Source organism: Pseudomonas putida, from assembly GCA_029953615.1.
In the GTDB taxonomy this organism is placed as follows: Bacteria; Pseudomonadota; Gammaproteobacteria; order Pseudomonadales; family Pseudomonadaceae; genus Aquipseudomonas.
The window spans coordinates 326,238-344,777 of the sequence record CP124529.1; the positions used below are offsets into that span (position 1 = coordinate 326,238).

Annotated in this window: 16 protein-coding genes; 10 read left to right on the top strand and 6 right to left on the bottom strand. The window is 62.9% G+C overall.

Annotated elements, in window-relative coordinates; translation table 11 throughout:
- Positions 1–87: 87 nt before the first annotated feature.
- Complete coding sequence (locus QIY50_01555; protein ID WGV21011.1) at positions 88–1,770, bottom strand: AMP-binding protein; 1,683 nt, start codon at positions 1,768–1,770, stop codon at positions 88–90.
- A gap of 321 nt (positions 1,771–2,091) precedes the next feature.
- Here QIY50_01555 and QIY50_01560 point away from each other — a divergent pair, with 321 nt between their 5' ends.
- The 4 genes from QIY50_01560 to QIY50_01575 are packed head-to-tail and all read left to right on the top strand — an operon-like array spanning position 2,092 to position 7,649.
- On the top strand, positions 2,092–3,255 hold the full coding sequence (locus QIY50_01560) for an isovaleryl-CoA dehydrogenase (GenBank protein ID WGV21012.1): 1,164 nt from the start codon (positions 2,092–2,094) through the stop codon (positions 3,253–3,255).
- Positions 3,256–3,274: 19 nt separating this feature from the next.
- On the top strand, positions 3,275–4,882 hold the full coding sequence (locus tag QIY50_01565; GenBank protein WGV21013.1) for a carboxyl transferase domain-containing protein: 1,608 nt from the start codon (positions 3,275–3,277) through the stop codon (positions 4,880–4,882).
- 2 nt (positions 4,883–4,884) lie between these two features.
- Complete coding sequence (locus tag QIY50_01570; protein WGV21014.1) at positions 4,885–5,700, top strand: gamma-carboxygeranoyl-CoA hydratase; 816 nt, start codon at positions 4,885–4,887, stop codon at positions 5,698–5,700.
- Complete coding sequence (locus QIY50_01575; protein ID WGV21015.1) at positions 5,697–7,649, top strand: acetyl/propionyl/methylcrotonyl-CoA carboxylase subunit alpha; 1,953 nt, start codon at positions 5,697–5,699, stop codon at positions 7,647–7,649. Before QIY50_01570 ends, QIY50_01575 begins: the two co-directional genes overlap by 4 nt.
- 126 nt (positions 7,650–7,775) lie before the next feature.
- Here QIY50_01575 and QIY50_01580 read toward each other — a convergent pair whose 3' ends face one another.
- Entirely contained in the window at positions 7,776–8,429 is a 654-nt protein-coding gene (locus tag QIY50_01580; protein WGV21016.1) for a S24 family peptidase, read from the bottom strand.
- A 130-nt stretch (positions 8,430–8,559) separates the two neighbouring features.
- Between QIY50_01580 and QIY50_01585 the strand changes: the two genes are divergently transcribed.
- Positions 8,560–8,871, top strand: coding sequence for a hypothetical protein (locus QIY50_01585; protein ID WGV21017.1), 312 nt, complete (start codon positions 8,560–8,562; stop codon positions 8,869–8,871).
- Between the two features lie 436 nt (positions 8,872–9,307).
- Positions 9,308–9,823: a DUF4880 domain-containing protein gene (locus QIY50_01590; GenBank protein ID WGV21018.1), complete on the top strand. Its 516-nt coding sequence runs from the start codon at positions 9,308–9,310 to the stop codon at positions 9,821–9,823.
- Between the two features lie 409 nt (positions 9,824–10,232).
- Here QIY50_01590 and QIY50_01595 read toward each other — a convergent pair whose 3' ends face one another.
- From QIY50_01595 to QIY50_01610, 4 genes are all read right to left on the bottom strand, one after another.
- Positions 10,233–11,423 (bottom strand): Bcr/CflA family efflux MFS transporter, encoded by a 1,191-nt coding sequence (locus tag QIY50_01595; protein WGV23136.1) that lies wholly within the window; start codon positions 11,421–11,423, stop codon positions 10,233–10,235.
- Between the two features lie 235 nt (positions 11,424–11,658).
- Positions 11,659–12,069, bottom strand: a complete 411-nt coding sequence (locus QIY50_01600) for an SRPBCC family protein (GenBank protein ID WGV21019.1) — start codon at positions 12,067–12,069, stop codon at positions 11,659–11,661.
- A gap of 72 nt (positions 12,070–12,141) precedes the next feature.
- Positions 12,142–13,152, bottom strand: a complete 1,011-nt coding sequence (locus QIY50_01605) for an aldo/keto reductase (GenBank protein ID WGV21020.1) — start codon at positions 13,150–13,152, stop codon at positions 12,142–12,144.
- A gap of 183 nt (positions 13,153–13,335) precedes the next feature.
- Complete coding sequence (locus QIY50_01610) at positions 13,336–14,256, bottom strand: LysR substrate-binding domain-containing protein (protein WGV21021.1); 921 nt, start codon at positions 14,254–14,256, stop codon at positions 13,336–13,338.
- A gap of 196 nt (positions 14,257–14,452) precedes the next feature.
- Here QIY50_01610 and QIY50_01615 point away from each other — a divergent pair, with 196 nt between their 5' ends.
- The 4 genes from QIY50_01615 (at position 14,453) to QIY50_01630 (ending at position 18,442) form a co-directional block, all read left to right on the top strand.
- Positions 14,453–15,202 (top strand): SDR family NAD(P)-dependent oxidoreductase, encoded by a 750-nt coding sequence (locus QIY50_01615; GenBank protein WGV21022.1) that lies wholly within the window; start codon positions 14,453–14,455, stop codon positions 15,200–15,202.
- 74 nt (positions 15,203–15,276) lie between these two features.
- A complete protein-coding gene (locus QIY50_01620; protein WGV21023.1) occupies positions 15,277–16,575 on the top strand; it encodes an MFS transporter in 1,299 nt (432 codons plus the stop codon).
- A gap of 23 nt (positions 16,576–16,598) precedes the next feature.
- The gene (locus tag QIY50_01625; GenBank protein ID WGV21024.1) at positions 16,599–17,447 is read left to right on the top strand and encodes a transketolase; all 849 of its coding nucleotides are present in this window, start codon (positions 16,599–16,601) and stop codon (positions 17,445–17,447) included.
- The gene (locus tag QIY50_01630; protein WGV21025.1) at positions 17,444–18,442 is read left to right on the top strand and encodes a transketolase family protein; all 999 of its coding nucleotides are present in this window, start codon (positions 17,444–17,446) and stop codon (positions 18,440–18,442) included. The genes QIY50_01625 and QIY50_01630 overlap by 4 nt, the downstream gene beginning before the upstream one ends.
- The last annotated feature ends 98 nt before the right edge of the window (positions 18,443–18,540 follow it).

Consider the following 18,540-nt stretch of genomic DNA (forward strand, 5'->3'; position numbering starts at 1 on the left):
CTCCCACAGGTATTTCACAGTGCCCCAGGGCAGTGAAGTACCTGTGGGAGCGGGCGTGCCCGCGAAAGGGCCGGAGCAGCCAACGCATCAACCAGCAGTAACCGCCGAGATCTCCGCCACACTGATCTCGCGCATGCGGAACTTCTGCACCTTGCCGGTCACCGTCATCGGGAACTCGTCGACGAAACGGATATGCCGCGGCACCTTGAAATGCGCGATGCGCGCCTTGCACCACGCCTGCAACTCCTCGACCGTGGCGCTGTGCCCCGGATGCAGCTTGATCCAGGCGACGATCTCTTCGCCATACCGGCTGCACGGAATGCCGATCACCTGCGCATCAGCCACCGCCGGGTGGGTGTAGAAGAACTCCTCCAGCTCACGCGGGTAGATGTTCTCGCCACCGCGAATGATCATGTCCTTGTTGCGCCCGACGATGCGCACATAGCCCTGCTCGTCCATCATCGCCAGGTCGCCCGAATGCATCCAGCCGGCCGGGTCGATGGCCTCCGCCGTGGCCTGCGGGTTGTCCCAGTAGCCGAGCATCACGCTGTAGCCACGGGTGCATAGCTCGCCGATCTGCCCGCGCGGGACGATGCAGCCGTCGGCGTCCACGACCTTGTTCTCCAGTTGCGGTTGGGTACGGCCAACGCTGGTCACACGCAGCTCCAGGTCGTCGTCCGGGCCGGTCTGCAGCGATACCGGGCTGGTCTCGGTCATGCCGTAGGCAATCTGCACTTCGGCCATGTGCAGCTGGTCGATGACCCGGCGCATCACCTCGATCGGACAGGTGGCGCCGGCCATGATGCCGCTGCGCAAGGTGGACAGATCCACGTGTGCTCGCAAAGGGTGGTCGAGCATGGCAATAAACATGGTCGGCACGCCATAGAGAATGCTGGCGCGCTCTTCGGCCACGGCGCGCAGGGTGAGCTCGGCGTCGAAGGCGTCGTTGGGGTAGATCATGGTGCTGCCATGGGTGATGCAGCCGAGGTTGGCCATGACCATGCCGAAGCAGTGGTACAGCGGCACCGGGATCACCATGCGGTCAGCTGCGCTCAGGCCCAGGCTTTCGCCGACCATGAAGCCGTTGTTGAGAATGTTGTAGTGGCTGAGCGTGGCGCCCTTCGGCGCGCCGGTGGTGCCGGAGGTGTACTGGATGTTTACCGGCTGGTCGAACTGCAGGCTCTGCTGGCGTGCCGCATAGGCCGCGGTCGAGGTCTGCCCTGCCCGCCCGGCCAGCGCTTGCCAAGGCAGGAAGCCTGCCGGCGGGTTGGCGGCCAGGCTGACCACACCGCGCAGCTCGGGCAGCCGTGCACTGGCCATTTCGCCCGGGGTGGCACTGGCCAGCTCCGGTGCCAGTTCCTGGACCATGGCGTGGTAGTCGGACGTCTTGAAGGCATCGGCACACACCAGCCAACGGCAGCCAGACTGGCGCAACACGTATTCCAGCTCGCCCACGCGATAGGCCGGGTTGATGTTGACCAGGATGGCACCGACCTTGGCGCTGGCCAGCTGCAGGATGCACCACTGGGCGCAGTTGGGTGACCAGATGCCCACCCTGTCACCTGTATTCACGCCCAGGGCCATCAAGGCACGGGCATGCACCTCGACCTGTTCGGCCAGCTGCCGCCAGCTGTAACGCAGGCCCTGGTGGCGCGACACCAGGGCCTCGCCATCGGCACAACGGGCCACGGTAGCGTCGAAGGCCTGGCCGATAGTCTGGGTCAGCAAGGCTTGGTCCTGACGACCGCGGGTATAGCTTGGTTGACTCATGGGTGTCCCTTCTTGTGGTTGTTCTGGGCACGACTGAAGCAAGCGGGGAATACTCTGGCGCAGATTTACGTTTACGTAAAGGTGATGAGTCGATTGACAGTGGCCGCCTGCAGGTTTACGTTAACGTAAAGGTGAAAACGACACCCCTCAGGCTTGACGCCGAACCCTGTGGGAGCGGGCGTGCCCGCGAATGCGATCACTCAGGCAATGACGGTGGTCCTGCTGACGCATTCGCGGGCACGCCCGCTCCCACAGGGTCCGGCGCCAGATCCATGAACCATGGGTGTTTCCCATATTCCAAGAACAACAAGGTGCCCCAGCATGCATTACCCCACCCTGAACTTCGCCCTGGGCGAAACCATCGACATGCTCCGCGACCAGGTGCGCACCTTCGTCGCCGCCGAACTGGCCCCGCGCGCCGCGCAAATCGACCACGACAACCTGTTCCCCGCCGACATGTGGCGCAAGTTCGGCGACATGGGCCTGCTGGGCATCACCGTACCAGAAGAATACGGCGGCGCCGGCCTGGGCTACCTGGCGCACGTGGTGTCGATGGAAGAAATCAGCCGTGGCTCGGCCTCGGTGGCGTTGTCCTATGGCGCCCACTCCAACCTCTGCGTCAACCAGATCAACCGCAATGGCAACCACGAGCAGAAGCTCAAGTACCTGCCCAAGCTGATCAGCGGCGAGCACATCGGCGCCCTGGCCATGAGCGAGCCCAACGCCGGTTCCGACGTGGTATCGATGAAACTGCGCGCGGAAAAGCGCGGCGACCACTACGTGCTCAACGGCAGCAAGACCTGGATCACCAACGGCCCCGACGCCAACACCTACGTGATCTACGCCAAGACCGACCTGGACAAGGGCGCGCACGGCATTACCGCGTTCATCGTCGAGCGTGACTGGAAAGGCTTCAGCCGCAGCAACAAGTTCGACAAGCTGGGCATGCGTGGCTCCAACACCTGCGAGCTGTTCTTCGACGGCGTCGAAGTGCCGGAAGAAAACATCCTCGGCCAGCTCAACGGTGGCGTGCGCGTGCTGATGAGCGGCCTGGACTACGAGCGCGTGGTGCTGTCGGGCGGCCCGACCGGCATCATGCAAAGCTGCATGGACCTGGTGGTGCCCTACATCCACGACCGCAAGCAGTTCGGCCAGAGCATCGGCGAATTCCAGCTGATCCAGGGCAAGATCGCCGATATGTACACCCAGCTCAACGCCAGCCGCGCCTACCTGTATGCCGTGGCCCAGGCCTGCGACCGTGGCGAGACCACCCGCAAGGACGCCGCCGGGGTGATCCTGTACACCGCCGAACGCGCCACGCAAATGGCCCTGGAGGCGATCCAGATTCTCGGCGGCAATGGTTATATCAACGAATTCCCGGCCGGCCGCCTGCTGCGCGACGCCAAGCTGTACGAGATCGGTGCCGGCACCAGCGAAATCCGCCGGATGCTGATCGGTCGCGAACTGTTCAACGAAACCCGCTGAGCACAGGGGACGGGCGCACATGGCTACCTTGCACACCCAGATCAACCCGCGTTCGGCGGAGTTCGCCGGCAACAGCGCGGCCATGCTCGAACAGGTCCAGGCCCTGCGCGGCCTGCTCGCCCAGGTGGCCCAGGGCGGCGGGCCCAAGGCCCAGGTGCGGCACACTTCACGTGGCAAGCTGCTGCCACGCGAGCGTATCGACCGCTTGCTGGACCCCGGCTCGCCGTTCCTCGAAATCGGCCAGCTGGCCGCCCATGAGGTATATGGCGAAGACGTGCCCGCCGCAGGCGTGATCGCCGGCATCGGCCGCGTCGAAGGCGTGGAATGCATGATCGTGGCCAACGACGCCACGGTCAAAGGCGGTTCCTACTACCCGCTGACGGTGAAGAAGCACCTGCGTGCGCAGACCATCGCCCTGCAGAACCGCCTGCCGTGCATCTACCTGGTAGACTCCGGTGGCGCCAACCTGCCCCGCCAGGACGAAGTGTTCCCCGACCGCGAGCACTTCGGGCGGATCTTCTTCAACCAGGCCAACATGAGCGCCCTGGGCATCCCGCAGATCGCCGTGGTGATGGGCTCGTGCACCGCCGGCGGTGCCTACGTGCCGGCGATGGCCGACGAAGCGATCATGGTGCGACAGCAAGCGACCATCTTCCTCGCCGGCCCGCCACTGGTAAAGGCTGCCACCGGTGAAGTGGTGAGCGCCGAAGAGCTCGGCGGCGCCGATGTGCACTGCCGCACCAGCGGCGTGGCCGACCACTATGCCGACAACGACGAACACGCCCTGGCCCTGGCCCGGCGCAGCGTGGCCAACCTCAACTGGCACAAGCTGGGCAAGTTGCAGCGCCAGGCCCCGGTTGCCCCCCTGTACGCCGCCGACGAGCTGTACGGCGTGGTGCCGGCCGATGCCAAGCAACCGTTCGACGTGCGCGAGGTGATCGCGCGCCTGGTCGACGGCTCGGTATTCGATGAATTCAAGGCGCTGTTCGGTACCACTCTGGTGTGTGGCTTCGCCCACCTGCACGGCTACCCGGTGGCGATCCTGGCCAACAACGGCATCCTGTTCGCCGAGGCCGCGCAAAAGGGTGCGCACTTCATCGAGCTGGCCTGCCAGCGCGGCATCCCGCTGCTGTTCCTGCAGAACATCACCGGTTTCATGGTCGGTAAAAAGTACGAAGAAGGCGGCATCGCCAAGCACGGCGCCAAGCTGGTCACCGCCGTGGCCTGCGCCCAGGTGCCGAAGTTCACGGTGATCATCGGAGGCAGCTTCGGTGCCGGCAACTATGGCATGTGCGGCCGGGCCTACGACCCGCGCTTCCTGTGGATGTGGCCCAACGCGCGGATTGGCGTGATGGGCGCCGAACAGGCCGCCGGCGTGCTGGCCCAGGTCAAGCGCGAGCAAAGCGAGCGCAGTGGCCAGCCGTTCAGTGCCGACGACGAAGCCCGGCTCAAACAGCCGATCCTCGACCAGTACGAGCACCAGGGCCACCCCTACTATTCCAGCGCCCGCCTGTGGGACGACGGTGTCATCGACCCGGCACAGACCCGCGACGTGCTCGGCCTGGCGTTGTCTGCCGCGCTGAACGCACCGATCGAACAAAGCCGCTTCGGCATTTTCCGGATGTGACCATGAGCGATTTCAGCACCCTCGAAGTGATCCGCGACCCGCGCGGTTTCGCCACCCTGTGGCTGAGCCGCGAGGACAAGAACAACGCCTTCAACGCGCAGATGATCCGCGAACTGATCGTCGCCCTCGACCAGCTGGCCGAGGACGCCAGCCTGCGCTTTGTGCTGTTGCGCGGCCGTGGCCGACACTTCAGCGCCGGCGCCGACCTGGCCTGGATGCAGCAGTCGGCGCAGCTGGACTTCAACACCAACCTGGATGATGCCCGCGAGCTGGGCGAGCTGATGTACGCCCTGCACCGCCTCAAGGCGCCGACCCTGGCCGTGGTGCAAGGCGCGGCCTTTGGCGGCGCGCTGGGCCTGATCAGCTGCTGCGACATGGCCATCGGTGCCGAGGACGCCCAGCTGTGCCTGTCGGAAGTGCGCATCGGCCTGGCCCCGGCAGTGATCAGCCCGTTCGTGGTCAAGGCCATCGGTGAGCGCGCCGCACGCCGCTATGCCCTTACTGCCGAGCGTTTCAGCGGCGTGCGGGCCCGCGAACTGGGCCTGCTGGCCGAGGTGTACCCGGCCAGCGAACTGGACGCCCAGGTCGAAGCCTGGGTGACCAACCTGCTGCAGAACAGCCCGCAAGCACTGCGCGCCACCAAGGACCTGCTGCGCGAAGTGGACGACGGCGAACTCAGCCCGGCCCTGCGCCGCTACTGCGAAAATACCATTGCCCGTATCCGCGTCAGCGCCGAAGGCCAGGAGGGCCTGCGCGCCTTCCTGGAAAAACGTCGCCCCGCCTGGCAAACCGACGACAAGAAGGAGCCGCGCCCATGAGCCGCCCCGCTTTGACCACCCTGCTGGTTGCCAACCGCGGCGAAATCGCCTGCCGGGTTATGCGCACTGCCAAGGCCATGGGCCTGACCACTGTCGCCGTGCACAGCGCCACCGACCGTGACGCCCGGCACAGCCGCGAAGCGGATATCCGTGTCGACCTCGGCGGCACCAAGGCCGCCGACAGCTACCTGCTGGTCGACAAGCTGCTGGCCGCCGCCAAGGCCAGCGGCGCCCAGGCCATCCATCCGGGTTATGGCTTCCTGTCCGAGAACGCAGGCTTTGCCCGCGCCATCGAAGAGGCCGGGCTGATCTTCCTCGGCCCACCGGCCAGCGCCATCGACGCCATGGGCAGCAAGTCGGCGGCCAAGGCGCTGATGGAAGCCGCTGGCGTGCCGCTGGTGCCGGGTTACCACGGCGAAGCCCAGGACCTGGACACCTTCCGCACCGCCGCCGAACGTATTGGCTACCCGGTACTGCTCAAGGCCAGCGCCGGCGGCGGTGGCAAGGGCATGAAAGTGGTCGAGGAAGAAAGCCAGCTGGCCGATGCCCTGGCCTCGGCCCAGCGTGAGGCTCAGTCATCGTTCGGCGATGCGCGCATGCTGGTGGAAAAGTACGTGCTCAAGCCGCGCCACGTGGAAATCCAGGTATTCGCCGACCAGCACGGCAACTGCCTGTACCTCAACGAGCGTGACTGTTCGATCCAGCGCCGTCACCAGAAGGTGGTGGAAGAAGCCCCTGCGCCAGGCCTGTCAGCAGAATTGCGCCGGGCCATGGGTGAGGCGGCAGTACGCGCGGCCCAGGCTATCGGCTACGTGGGCGCCGGCACCGTGGAATTCCTGCTCGATGCCCGTGGCGAATTCTTCTTCATGGAGATGAACACCCGGCTGCAGGTGGAGCACCCGGTCACCGAGGCCATTACCGGTCTCGACCTGGTGGCCTGGCAGATTCGTGTGGCCTGCGGCGAGGCCCTGCCGATCACCCAGGAACAGGTGCCGCTGATCGGTCACGCCATCGAAGTGCGCCTGTATGCCGAGGACCCGGCCAACGAATTCCTGCCCGCGACCGGCACGCTGACGCTGTACCGCGAGTCGGCAGCCGGCGAAGGCCGCCGGGTGGACAGCGGGGTCAGCGAAGGTGATGTGGTGTCGCCGTTCTACGACCCGATGCTGGGCAAGCTGATCGCCTGGGGTGAAGACCGCGAGCAGGCGCGCCTGCGCTTGCTGGCCATGCTCGACGAGTTTGCCATTGGCGGGTTGAAGACCAACATTGCCTTCCTGCGTCGCATTCTCGCCCACCCGGCGTTTGCTGCAGCGGAGCTGGATACCGGGTTCATTCCGCGTCATCAGGAGGTTTTGCTGCCCGCGCCTCAAGCGCTGCCGGCAGGCTTCTGGGAAGCCGCGGCCGAGGCCTGGTTGCAGGGCCAGGCCGCACACCAGCGAGACGACGACCGCAGTTCGCCGTGGGCCGAACGCAACGGCCTGCGCCTGGGCCTGCCGGCGCGCAGCAGCCTGCACCTGATCAGTGGCGGGCAGGACCAGGCGGTTGCCCTGGAGCGCAGCGCTGCGTCTACCTGGCAACTGGTGGGCGAGCAGTTGGTGCATGACCAGGCGGGCGTGCGTCGCCAGCATCTGGCGATCCGCCGCGGTGGCACGCTGTACTTGCACTGGGACGGCGAGATGCACGCCATCGAAGCCTTCGACCCGATTGCCGAGGCCGAGGCCAGCCACAGCCACCAGGGCGGCCTGGGCGCGCCCATGAACGGCAGCATTGTGCGCGTGCTGGTTGAACCGGGGCAGGTGGTGGAAGCGGGTACGCCGCTGGTGGTGCTGGAGGCCATGAAGATGGAACACAGCATTCGCGCGCCGCATGGCGGCACGGTGAAGGCGTTGTTCTGTCAGGAAGGGGATATGGTCAGCGAAGGGACGGTGCTGGTCGAACTGGCGGAATAAGGGTACCGGGGGCCGCTTTGCGGCCCTTCGCGACACAAGGCCGCTCCTACAAGGGTCCGCGCTTGGCATCAAACCCGGCGCGATCCCCTTGTGTCGCGAAAGGGCTGCACAGCAGCCCCCGGCAAGCTAGAAGACCTCATGCCCCCGCACGACCACTCCCAGAAACTCGCAGCCGTCTTCACACAGGACTGTCGGATAGCGCGTATTCAGCGGTTTGAGCATCCTGTCTCCGCCCTCCTCGACCAACTGCCGCAACACTGCCGGCCGCCCGGGCTGTCGCGCAATAACCAACCGCCCTGGCTCTGCCGGCAGGCCAGTATCCACCAACACACGCATACCCTCAGGTATGCTCCTGCCGCTGGTGGCATTCATCGAGTCGTTTTCCACCACCAGCCAGAACGCATTTCCGGCGGGCATGTAGTCAGTCTGCTCGTGGGCCTTGCTTGTTTCTGGCAAGGTCCCCTGCAAGTCAGCCCAACTCAGCACCGGGAAGCGGAAGCTCGCGTAAAGCAGTGCTTCTGCCGAAACCGGCTGCTCGGCCGCATAGTGACCAGGCGATTCGCGCACGATATCGCGCTCCACCACCATGACTTGGGCTTCCAGAAACACCAGCCCAAGTTTTTCGAGCTTTTCGTTGATGGTTTCCAGCGTCGGCCGCCGCGTACCACGCAGCCAGTGCCCCACGCCCCCCTGAGTCATGCCCAGGCGCTCGGCCAGCTTGAGCTGGCTGAGATTGTGTTCGCGCTTGTAGCGCTTGAGAAATGCGTTCCAGTTTTCCATGAGGGGCAACAATACGGACTGTATTACTCGCAGCAATACACAATCTGAATTATTTATTTTGAGATAGATAGTACAGACTGACCTATCCTCTGATTCCTCTGTGTTTGAAGGGAAAACAGAAGGTATCGCGATGAAACCACCGAAAAACGACGAAACAGATCTCGACAGCGAAGCCGCCCGCCGCGCCCTCGACTACTACCTCAACCCCAACCCGCCGCGCCCTACCCTGGAGAACAGGATCTGGACCCTGCACGAGGGCGTAACCACCGACCAGGCCCGGGAACACGCCATCGCCCTGCTGCGCTGCGCCGCCGCCACCGCGCAGGAAACCGCCACCCACCAGCAGGGCAGCCAGCGCGAGCTGACCTTCGCCTTGATGCACATGATGGACATGGCCCGCGCACTGCTGGAGCACAAACGCACCGGGGAAACGGGTTTGTAGATACGAAAAGAAGGGAGAGAACGTGATGGCCAGGTAACGGCAAAGGCCCCGATTGCCGGGACAAGGAAGCGCACCGGTAAAACTTTTTTACCGGATTAGCGAAAATTCATTTGACTGGCAAATGATAACGATTATTATTGCACTCAGCTGATCGCAAGATCTGCTGGATAACCTGGAGCTTAGGTCGCTCTCAGATTATCTCCTCATCAGGCTAATCACGGTTTTTGACCCAGCTTTTGCTGGGTCTTTTTTTTGGCTCTTCAGGCTAATGAAGATCGTAATGGCGCGCATGATAGCAAAAGTGTTTCAGAGCGTGAACGCTCATTACAAAACTTTGCGGAATCAGCACTTGAGAATCAATCTCGTTTCACCTACGCTGATCACGCATCACGGAAGATGCCCCCACCCCTCCCCCATTTAAAGCAAGGAGCTGTCCATGGCCCGTTTGCTGCTGCCCCATGGGCTTCCAATCACTGGTGCCGAACACGAGGCCGACGATGCCCTGCTGCATGCCCTTAAGCGGCTGCCACGGCGCGTACAGCAAGTGTTCCTGCTCAGCCGTCTCGACCAGCTGGACTTCGCCGCCATCGCTGCCCGCCTGGACCTGCCATTGGCCAGTATCGAGCGGAACATGGACCAGGCACTGCAGGTCGGCCGCTCGCGCCGGGATGTACTGGCGAGTGTGGCCGGGCAATGGTACGTGCGTTTGCAAAGCCCACAGGTGACCGCGTGCGAGCGTATCGACTTCCGCCGCTGGCTGGATGCGGACCCGGCGAACTTGCAGGCGTTTCACGAGACGGAATTGCATTGGCGCAGCCTGCTGGCACCGGCACGGCAGCTTGGCCATGATGGCTGGTATCGGCAAGGTCGGGCGGCGTTGTCGCTGGGCGGTTGTTCGGTTGCGCTCGGGCTCGGCGTAGCTGCGTTGGTTCTGTTCGGGTTGTGGGCCTGATCATTCTGCAGAAAACCGTCAACGCTCAGGCTATTCATGACTGTTCCGAGCACAGCGCGCCCAACTCAAAGCGACGGAGTTCAGCACTTTGACACCACGGTTCGACCGTCACTGTTGATTCCTTTCCTTCATGGCCGCACTGTCGAACACTTGCCCGCCGCAATGCGGTCCGATCGTGACTCTCCAAATCTTGATGAGAACCTGATGGCAATCGCCTATGCGATGGGCACGCGCCGATCAAAGTGGGGCGCCGCACGGCAACCAGCGTTGGGTGCGTCCTGCGCCAGGCTGGAGCGAAGTGTGTTGTCGCTGGGTAGCTGCTCGATTGCGGTGAGGCTTGGCGTGGCGGCGCCTGATCAACACCTCAGCTACGCCATAATCGCTTTCACCGAGAAGGGCTCGTTTACTATCAAGTTCGAGTGCTGGTCAGCGTTTCCGTCAGGCATGCAAGCAGTAGCCATCCGCACAAGCTGGCACCCAGGAACAGCAGCCCCAGGCTCATCGGCAACGCGCTTTCCAGGCCAGCAACCAGGCTGCCAGCCAAACCACCACCTGCGAACAGCAAGGTCGTGTTGAGCGACGCTGCCGCACCGGCCTGCTGGGGGTAACGCGCCAAAGCCTGGGTCGTTGCAGCCGGACGCACCAGCGTTGTCCCGGTCGTGCAGATGATCATCGGCAGCAGAAGCCCCGCCACCGTCAATCCTGCGACCTGTTCCCAGATCACCAGTGTGATGCCCCCGACAGCAATAAGCAGGAATCCCGTCTTGATCTGAACCTGCGGGGTTACGCGATTGTTCAAGTAGGTCGCGGTTGCTCCGCCAGCGATATACGCAAGCCCATAGGCGATAAATACCACCGAGAATTCATATGGCGTCAGCCCCAGGCTGTCCATCAACGCCAATGGCGCAACAACGATGAAGGAAAAATGGCAGGCGAAAGCGAGGCTGGACAGCAGGGAGTTCGAAAGATAGGTCGTATCACGCAGCATGATCCAATAGCTGCGCATGCCTGAAGTACAACCTCGGGATACAGGCGTGTCCTGCAGCAGTACACAGGACAGGCATGAAACCATCACGGCTATGAAAGCGAATAGCGTAAAGCTGCCCTTCCAGCCAAAGGACTGTTGGAGAAAAGCGCCTGCAACCGGTGACAACGAGATGAACAACCCACTAGCGCTGGTCAGCAGGATCCGCATGGCATTGCGCTGCTTACCGCTGTACAGATCCTGCACAAGCGCCTGGCCCAGCACGAAACTTCCGCACCCCAGAGCCTGCAGCAAACGGAACGCCATGAACGTCTCATAGCGGGTTGAAGATACACAACCCACCGCCCCTGCAATGGACACACCCAGCCCAGCGAGCAATAACCGCTTGCGTCCTATGCCATCCGACAATGGCCCGATCACTATCTGCGCCAAGGCGACACCAAACGCAAAGAAGCTTACCGAGTAGGCTATCTGCTGTGGCTCGACCTGAAACTCTTCTGCGAGCGCTGGGAATGATGGCAGGATCACATCCAGCGGGAATACGCCCAATAGACACAACAGAACCAACAGGGCCGAGCACAGATTGCTATTGAGTGACCCCAAGGGCCCGGAAATAGTCACTGGAATCTCCCTGGAAGCGCCGAGCCATGATGGTAGCGATACCCTGAAGATGTACAACCCGGAGCGGGCAGCGAAACTTCCGATAGATCTGTAGGGCTTTTCCCGTGACACTTTCTACTGATGACTTCTGGTGCTATCAGACTTCTGCTGACTTGATAGCCGGACCCCAGCGACGTCTCAGGATTCGGATCCTGACACTGTCGCCGGGCAAGCTCTTCCAGGAAACCGCTTAGCCTTCCAGCCCTTTCTTCAGCGCCGCCAGGCCATCTTCATAGATCCCCGCGAACAGCGCAGTTGCTTCAGCGTCGCTGATTCCCACCGGCACGAACGAACCGGACCATTCCACGCGAGATCCGCTACCTTCAGCCACCACACGCAGGGTCGACTGGTAGTCACGTACTGGCGCCGGGCCGCTGAGAATGGTGTAGCTGTAGCTGCGGCCCGCTTCGTTGAAGTCCAGCAGGCGCTCGATGATGGTGTCACCGGCCACGCTCTTGAGGGTGCGGACGCGGCCGCCTTCGCTCAGGGTGCTTTCGGGGATGAACGGCAGCCAGTCGGGCAGCGCGTCGAAACCGCCAATCAGTTGCCAGACGCGGTTGGCATCGGTTGCCAGGGTGATGGAAGCTTGTGCAGTTGCCATGGTGATTCTCCTCGGGGCGTGGCCCCATTGATTCGGGTAGTCAGGACCGCAATGCGGCCCTGCAAGATCGCTTTAAACAGCAGGTACCGGGGCCTGGGCGTTGATCAGCCCTTGCTGGCGCAGGTCGTTCCAGAACGCCATCGGGATCACCTTGCTCAGGGCGGCAAGGTCTTCGTTGGCGTGCGCAGGGCGGGTGGAGCCCGGGATCACCGAGACCACGGCCGGGTGGGCCAGGGCGAACTGCAGGGCGGCCGCCTTCACATCCACACCATGGGCACGGGCCACAGCACGGATGCGCTCGAGCTTGGCCAGCACCGCCTGGGTGGCTTTCTGGTACTCGAAGTGCTCGCCGCCGGCGGTGACACCCGAGCTGTACGGGCCACCCACGACAATGCCGACACCCTGCTCCACCGCTTGCGGCATGACGCGTTGCAGTGCGCGATCATGGTCCAGCAGCGAGTAGCGCCCGGCGAGCAGGAAGCCGTCGGGGCGCGGCTCGTCCAGGTCGAGGGTCAGTTCGATCGGCTCGACGCGGTTCACACCCAGGCCCCAGGCCTTGATCACGCCTTCCTCACGCAACCGAGAGAGCACGCGAAACGCACCAGTGCGGGCAACTTCGAACTGGCTCAGCCATTCGTCACCGTAGAAGTCCTGGGCGATGTCGTGGATCCAGACAATGTCCAGGCGGTCGGTCTTCAGCCGGCGCAGGCTGTCTTCGATGGAGCGCAGGGTGGCGTCAGCGCTGTAGTCGTTGACGATGCGGTTGCGGTTGCCGTGCTCGAACAGGCCGCTCTTCTCGCCCAGTTCACGGGCCGCCGGGTCTTCCAGTTCGTCGAGGATGATGCGGCCGACCTTGGTGCTGAGCACATATTCGTCACGCGGGCGACCGGCCAGGGCATTGCCCAGGCGGCTTTCGGAGAGGCCGGCACCATAGAACGGCGCGCTGTCGAAGTAGCGCACGCCGTTGTTCCAGGCGGCATCGACGGTAGCCTGCACTTCGTCTTCAGGCACATTGCGGAACATGTTGCCCAGTGGGGCGGTACCGAAGCCCAGCGGGTTGGCGATAAGGGATTTGAGGTTCATGTGCATTTTCCTGATGAGGGAGTCGGTTGTGAACTCCAGTGGCTGCAATGCTATGCGCCACCCACCAAGACCGTCCAAGTCATATTTCGAACTACTTGAGACCTTTTAAGCAACACCATTCAATGGTGCTTCGCGGTGCCTGTATCCCTTGGTGCCTCCAACAGTCTGTCGTGCGGACTGCGCTCAGTAATTGAAATCGTGGCCTAGCTGGCCCTGCACCCATTCAAGGAATTGTCGAACCCTGCGGGTTTCAGCATGGCCTCGAGGAAAGACCAGGTGGTGGGCACTGACGGGCGTCGCCAGGTCTTCTGCAAATACCGGTACCAACTCGCCTCGGGCGATATAGTCCTGCGCCAGCAGGGAACTCTCCAAGGCCAGCCCATACCCGTGGCTGGCGGCCTCCAGGCTCATGTAGGAGCGATCGAAGCTCAGTGCATAAGGGGTTTGTGGCAACGCCACACCTTGCTGGGCGAACCACTGGGGCCATTGCACCAACGCGGCTTCCGACAGGATCAGGTTCTGCCCCAGCAGGTCGCTGGGTTGCCTGACAGGTGTACGCGCTAGAAGCTGTGGCGAGGCCAGCACCGTTGCACGTTCATGCCGGATGGTGCGCACTTCCAGGCTGGGCCAGTTGGGGTAACCATGACGGATATCCAGGTCGATCTGATGGCGGCCGAAGTGCAGCGACTCGTAGGAGCACGACAGGTTGATCTGGATTTGCGGGTGACTGTTACGAAAATGGTCCAGGCGCGGCAGCAACCAGAGCAGGCCGAAGCTAGGCGCGGAATGAAGCCGCAGGCAATCGAAGCCCACCGAGTTGCCAGCGCGCTCGGTGGCAGTAGCCAGGCTCTGCAATATGCCCGACACCTCGCGCAGGTACTGCTCGCCTGCCGGGGTCAGCGTAACACCACGTGCCTCGCGAATGAACAATGGGCGACCGATCAAGGCTTCCAGGTTGGCAATCTGGTGGCTCACCGCAGAGGGTGTGAGGTTCAACTGCTCAGCGGCACGTGCAACGTTGGCGAAACGCGCAACTTGCTCGAAGGCCTGAATTGCTTTCAGGGAAGGGAGCTGAGGAAGTTTTCGAAGGTTGTCCAGGCTCATGGCCATTCCTGAAGGATGCGCAGCGATACCAAGGCTTTTACCTTCCTGTAAGCCCCAGGCACAAGTCGAGGGCTGAATTTTTTTCAGCACCGGGTGAAAGAGGCAGCGTTGCTCGGGGGGCTGTCCGGGACGAAGCTGTGCCTATCGGTTCTGCCGGAACCGTCGCTCACAACAATAATCATCTGGAGCAACTTCGATGCTGTTAACAGGAAAATGTGCCGTGATCACCGGCGCGGCCTCTGCCCGAGGTATCGGCCGGGCAACCGCCCAGGCGTTTGCCGACCAAGGCGCCAAAGTCGCCATCCTGGACCTGGACGCGACTGCCGCAGCCGAAGCTGCCGCTTCACTTGGCGAAGGCCATCTTGGCCTGGCTGCCAACGTTGCCGATGAAGCACAGGTACGTGATGCCATCGCCCAGGTACTCGCGCAATTCGGTCGGATCGACGTGCTGGTAAACAACGCCGGTATCACTCAACCGGTGAAAACCCTGGAAATCACCGGGGCTGACTATGACCGGATTCTCAACGTGAACCTGCGTGGCACATTGTTGATGTCCCAGGCGGTGATCCCGACCATGCGGGCGCAACGCGCCGGCAGCATCATCTGCATGTCGTCGGTGTCTGCCCAACGCGGTGGCGGCATCTTCGGTGGCCCCCACTACAGCGCGGCGAAGGCTGGCGTGCTCGGTCTGGGCAAGGCGATGGCCCGTGAACTGGGGCCGGACAATATTCGCGTCAACTCGATCACGCCAGGCCTGATTCACACGGACATCACCGGTGGCCTCATGCAGGATGAGCGCCGTCACGCCATCATCGAAGGCATCCCGCTGGGCCGCCTGGGTGAGGCGCGCGATGTCGCCAACGCGGCCTTGTTCCTGGCCAGCGACCTGTCCAGCTACCTGACGGGCATTACCCTGGATGTCAACGGCGGGATGCTGATCCACTGAGCACCCGGTGCATCGTGACCTGCACCTGGCCCGGCGCAGGTCACGCGTTCGATAACAACAAGAGATCAGAACGAATGACCACAATAGCGCTCGATGCGGCATCCGCCGCACGCAGCAGCGCCTACCGTAAAACGGCCTGGCGACTGATGCCTTTTCTCATGCTCTGCTACCTGTGCGCCTATCTGGACAGGGTCAATGTCGGCTTTGCGAAGCTGCAGATGATGGACGACCTTGCCCTTTCCGAAGCGGTCTACGGACTGGGCGCTGGCATGTTCTTCATTGGCTACTTTCTCTGCGAGGTGCCCAGCAACATCATTCTGCACAAAGTGGGCGCTCGACGCTGGATCGCTCGCATCATGATCACCTGGGGCATCATCTCGGCGATGTTCGCCCTGGTCGAGACAGCCTGGCAATTCTATACCCTGCGCTTTTTGCTGGGGATCGCCGAAGCAGGCCTGGCACCGGGGCTTCTGCTGTACCTGACCTATTGGTTCCCGTCTTACCGCCGGGCGAAGATGACCGCGCTGTGGTTCATCGCGATTCCGCTCTCGGGCATGATCGGTGGCCCCTTGTCGGGCTGGATCATGGAGCGCTTTGCCGGCGTGCACGGCTGGGCGGGCTGGCAGTGGATGTTCCTGCTCGAAGCCATCCCCACCGTGCTGGTGGGCATCCTGGTGCTGAGCTACCTGAAGGATGGCGTCGATCAGGCCCACTGGTTGAGCGACGAAGAAAAAGCCCTGGTGCGCAAGGAGCTGGCTGAAGACGAGCAACACAAGGTGAACCACGGCTCGGTGGCGGACTTCATCCGCGACCGTCGGCTCTGGTTGCTGGCGGGCATCTACTTCTGTGTGGTGATGGGCCAGTACGCAATCACGTTCTGGCTACCCACACTGGTACGCAATGCCGGCGTCAGCGAACCTTTGCACATCGGCCTGCTGACCAGCCTGCCGTACCTGTGTGCCATCGTCGCGATGCTGTGGGCCGGGCGCAGCGGCGACCGTCACCGTGAACGCCGCTGGCACCTGGCGATCCCCATGCTGATCGGTGCACTGGGCCTGAGCCTCGCCGCAGCACTGGGCAGCAGCCTGACGCTGTCGATCCTCAGCCTGTGCCTGGCTGCGGCTGGGGTGCTGTCCGCCTCCTCGCTGTTCTGGATGCTGCCCACCACGTTGCTGGGAGGTGTATCGGCGGCGGCAGGCATCGCGGCGGTGAACAGTTTTGCCAACCTCGCCGGCTTCTGCTCGCCGTACCTGATCGGCTGGGTCACTACCACCTTGGGCAGCAATGCCATCGGCATGTATCTCATCACGGCCGTACTCATGTTTGGCGCCTTCCTGGTGTCGCGAGTGCCGGCCCATCTGGTCAATCGTTGATTCGATAAAAAGGAGTCACCTCAATGACTGCTGTGCCTACCTGCACCGAGGCGCTGCCGCTGGCTGTTCGCGCCCGAAATATCCGCCGCCACGCATTGCGCATGGGGCAAGTCCAGGGCCAGGGCTATGTCGGCCAGGCTCTGGGCGCCGCCGACTTGCTGGCGGTCGCGTATTTCCATGCGCTGCGCATCGACCCCGGCAACCCCGAATGGGAGCAGCGCGACCGCTTCTACCTGTCCATCGGGCACTATGCGATCGCCCTCTATGCCGCACTGATCGAGGCCGGCGTAATCCCCGAGGAAGAGCTTGAAACCTACGGTAGCGACGACAGTCGCTTGCCCATGTCCGGTATGGCTGCCTACACCCCGGGCATGGAGATCACCGGTGGCTCGCTCGGCCACGGCCTGGGCATCGCCGTCGGCGCTTGTCTCGGGCTCAAACGCAAGGGGTCGGACAGTTGGGTGTACAACCTGCTGTCCGATGGCGAACTCAACGAGGGCTCGACCTGGGAGGCTGCGATGTCGGCCAGCCATTGGCGCCTGGACAACCTGATCGCCATCATCGATGTGAACAACCAGCAGGCGGATGGTCATTCCAGCGAGGTACTGGCCTTCGAGCCAATCGTCGACCGCTGGCAAAGCTTTGGCTGGTTCGTCCAGCGAGTGGACGGCAACGATATGGATGCGCTGGTCGGCGCCTTCGACCAGGCCCGCGCCCACACCGGGGCACAACCGCGCGTCATCATCTGCGATACCCGCATGGGCAAAGGCGTGCCTTTCCTGGAAAACCGCGACAAGACGCACTTCATTCGCGTCGATGAAAACGAATGGGACCTCGCCCTCAAAGCGCTGGACGCCGGGAGCCAAGCATGAGCACTGTGAACTCACCCAAGAAACGCCTGACCACCTCGGCCATGATCGCTTCGATTGCCGCCGACGGCCAGCCGACCCGCCCTGCCCCGTTCGGCCATGCGTTGGCAAGCCTGGCCGAGCAACGTCCGGATATAGTCGGGCTGAGTGCCGACCTGTCCAAGTACACCGACTTGCACATCTTCGCCAAAGCCCACCCCGAGCGTTTCTATCAAATGGGCATGGCCGAACAATTACTGATGAGCGCCGCCGCCGGCATGGCACGGGAAGGCATGACCCCCTTTGCCACCACCTATGCGGTGTTCGCTTCCCGTCGGGCTTATGACTTCATCTGCATGGCAATCGCAGAGGAGAACCTCAACGTCAAGATCGTCTGTGGGCTGCCTGGCCTGACCACCGGTTATGGCCCTAGCCACCAGGCCACGGATGACCTGGCCATCTTCCGGGCGATGCCCAACCTGATGATCGTCGACCCCTGCGATGCGCTGGAGATCGAACAGGCTGTGCCAGCGATCGCCGCCCATCAGGGGCCGGTCTACATGCGCCTGCTGCGCGGCAACGTACCCTTGGTGCTCAATCGCTACGACTACCAGTTCCAGCTGGGCAAGGCACAGGTGCTGCGTGGGGGCCGAGACGTGCTGTTGATTGCCAGTGGCCTCATGACCATGCGCGCCCTGGAGGCTGCGGAGCAGTTGCAAAAGGACGGCGTGGATGTGTCGGTGCTGCACGTGCCTACCATCAAACCGCTCGATGAACAAACCATCCTCGCCGAGGCACGCAAGCCTGGCCGCCTGGTGGTCACTGCGGAAAACCATTCGATCATAGGGGGCCTGGGGGAAGCAGTGGCGGGCGTACTGCTGCGCAATGGGGTCACACCCACCTTCCGCCAGATCGCGCTACCGGATGCGTTTCTCGATGCGGGTGCACTGCCGACCTTGCATGACCGATACGGGATCTCCACTGACGCTGTGTCGAGGCAGATCAAGGCGTGGCTCTGATCGAAGCCACCGGCACGCCCGCTCCTACAGTGTCCCTGCTAATTAAATGAGGTATGTGCAGTTCTATGAGAGCGGGTTCACCCTCGAACAGGCCAACC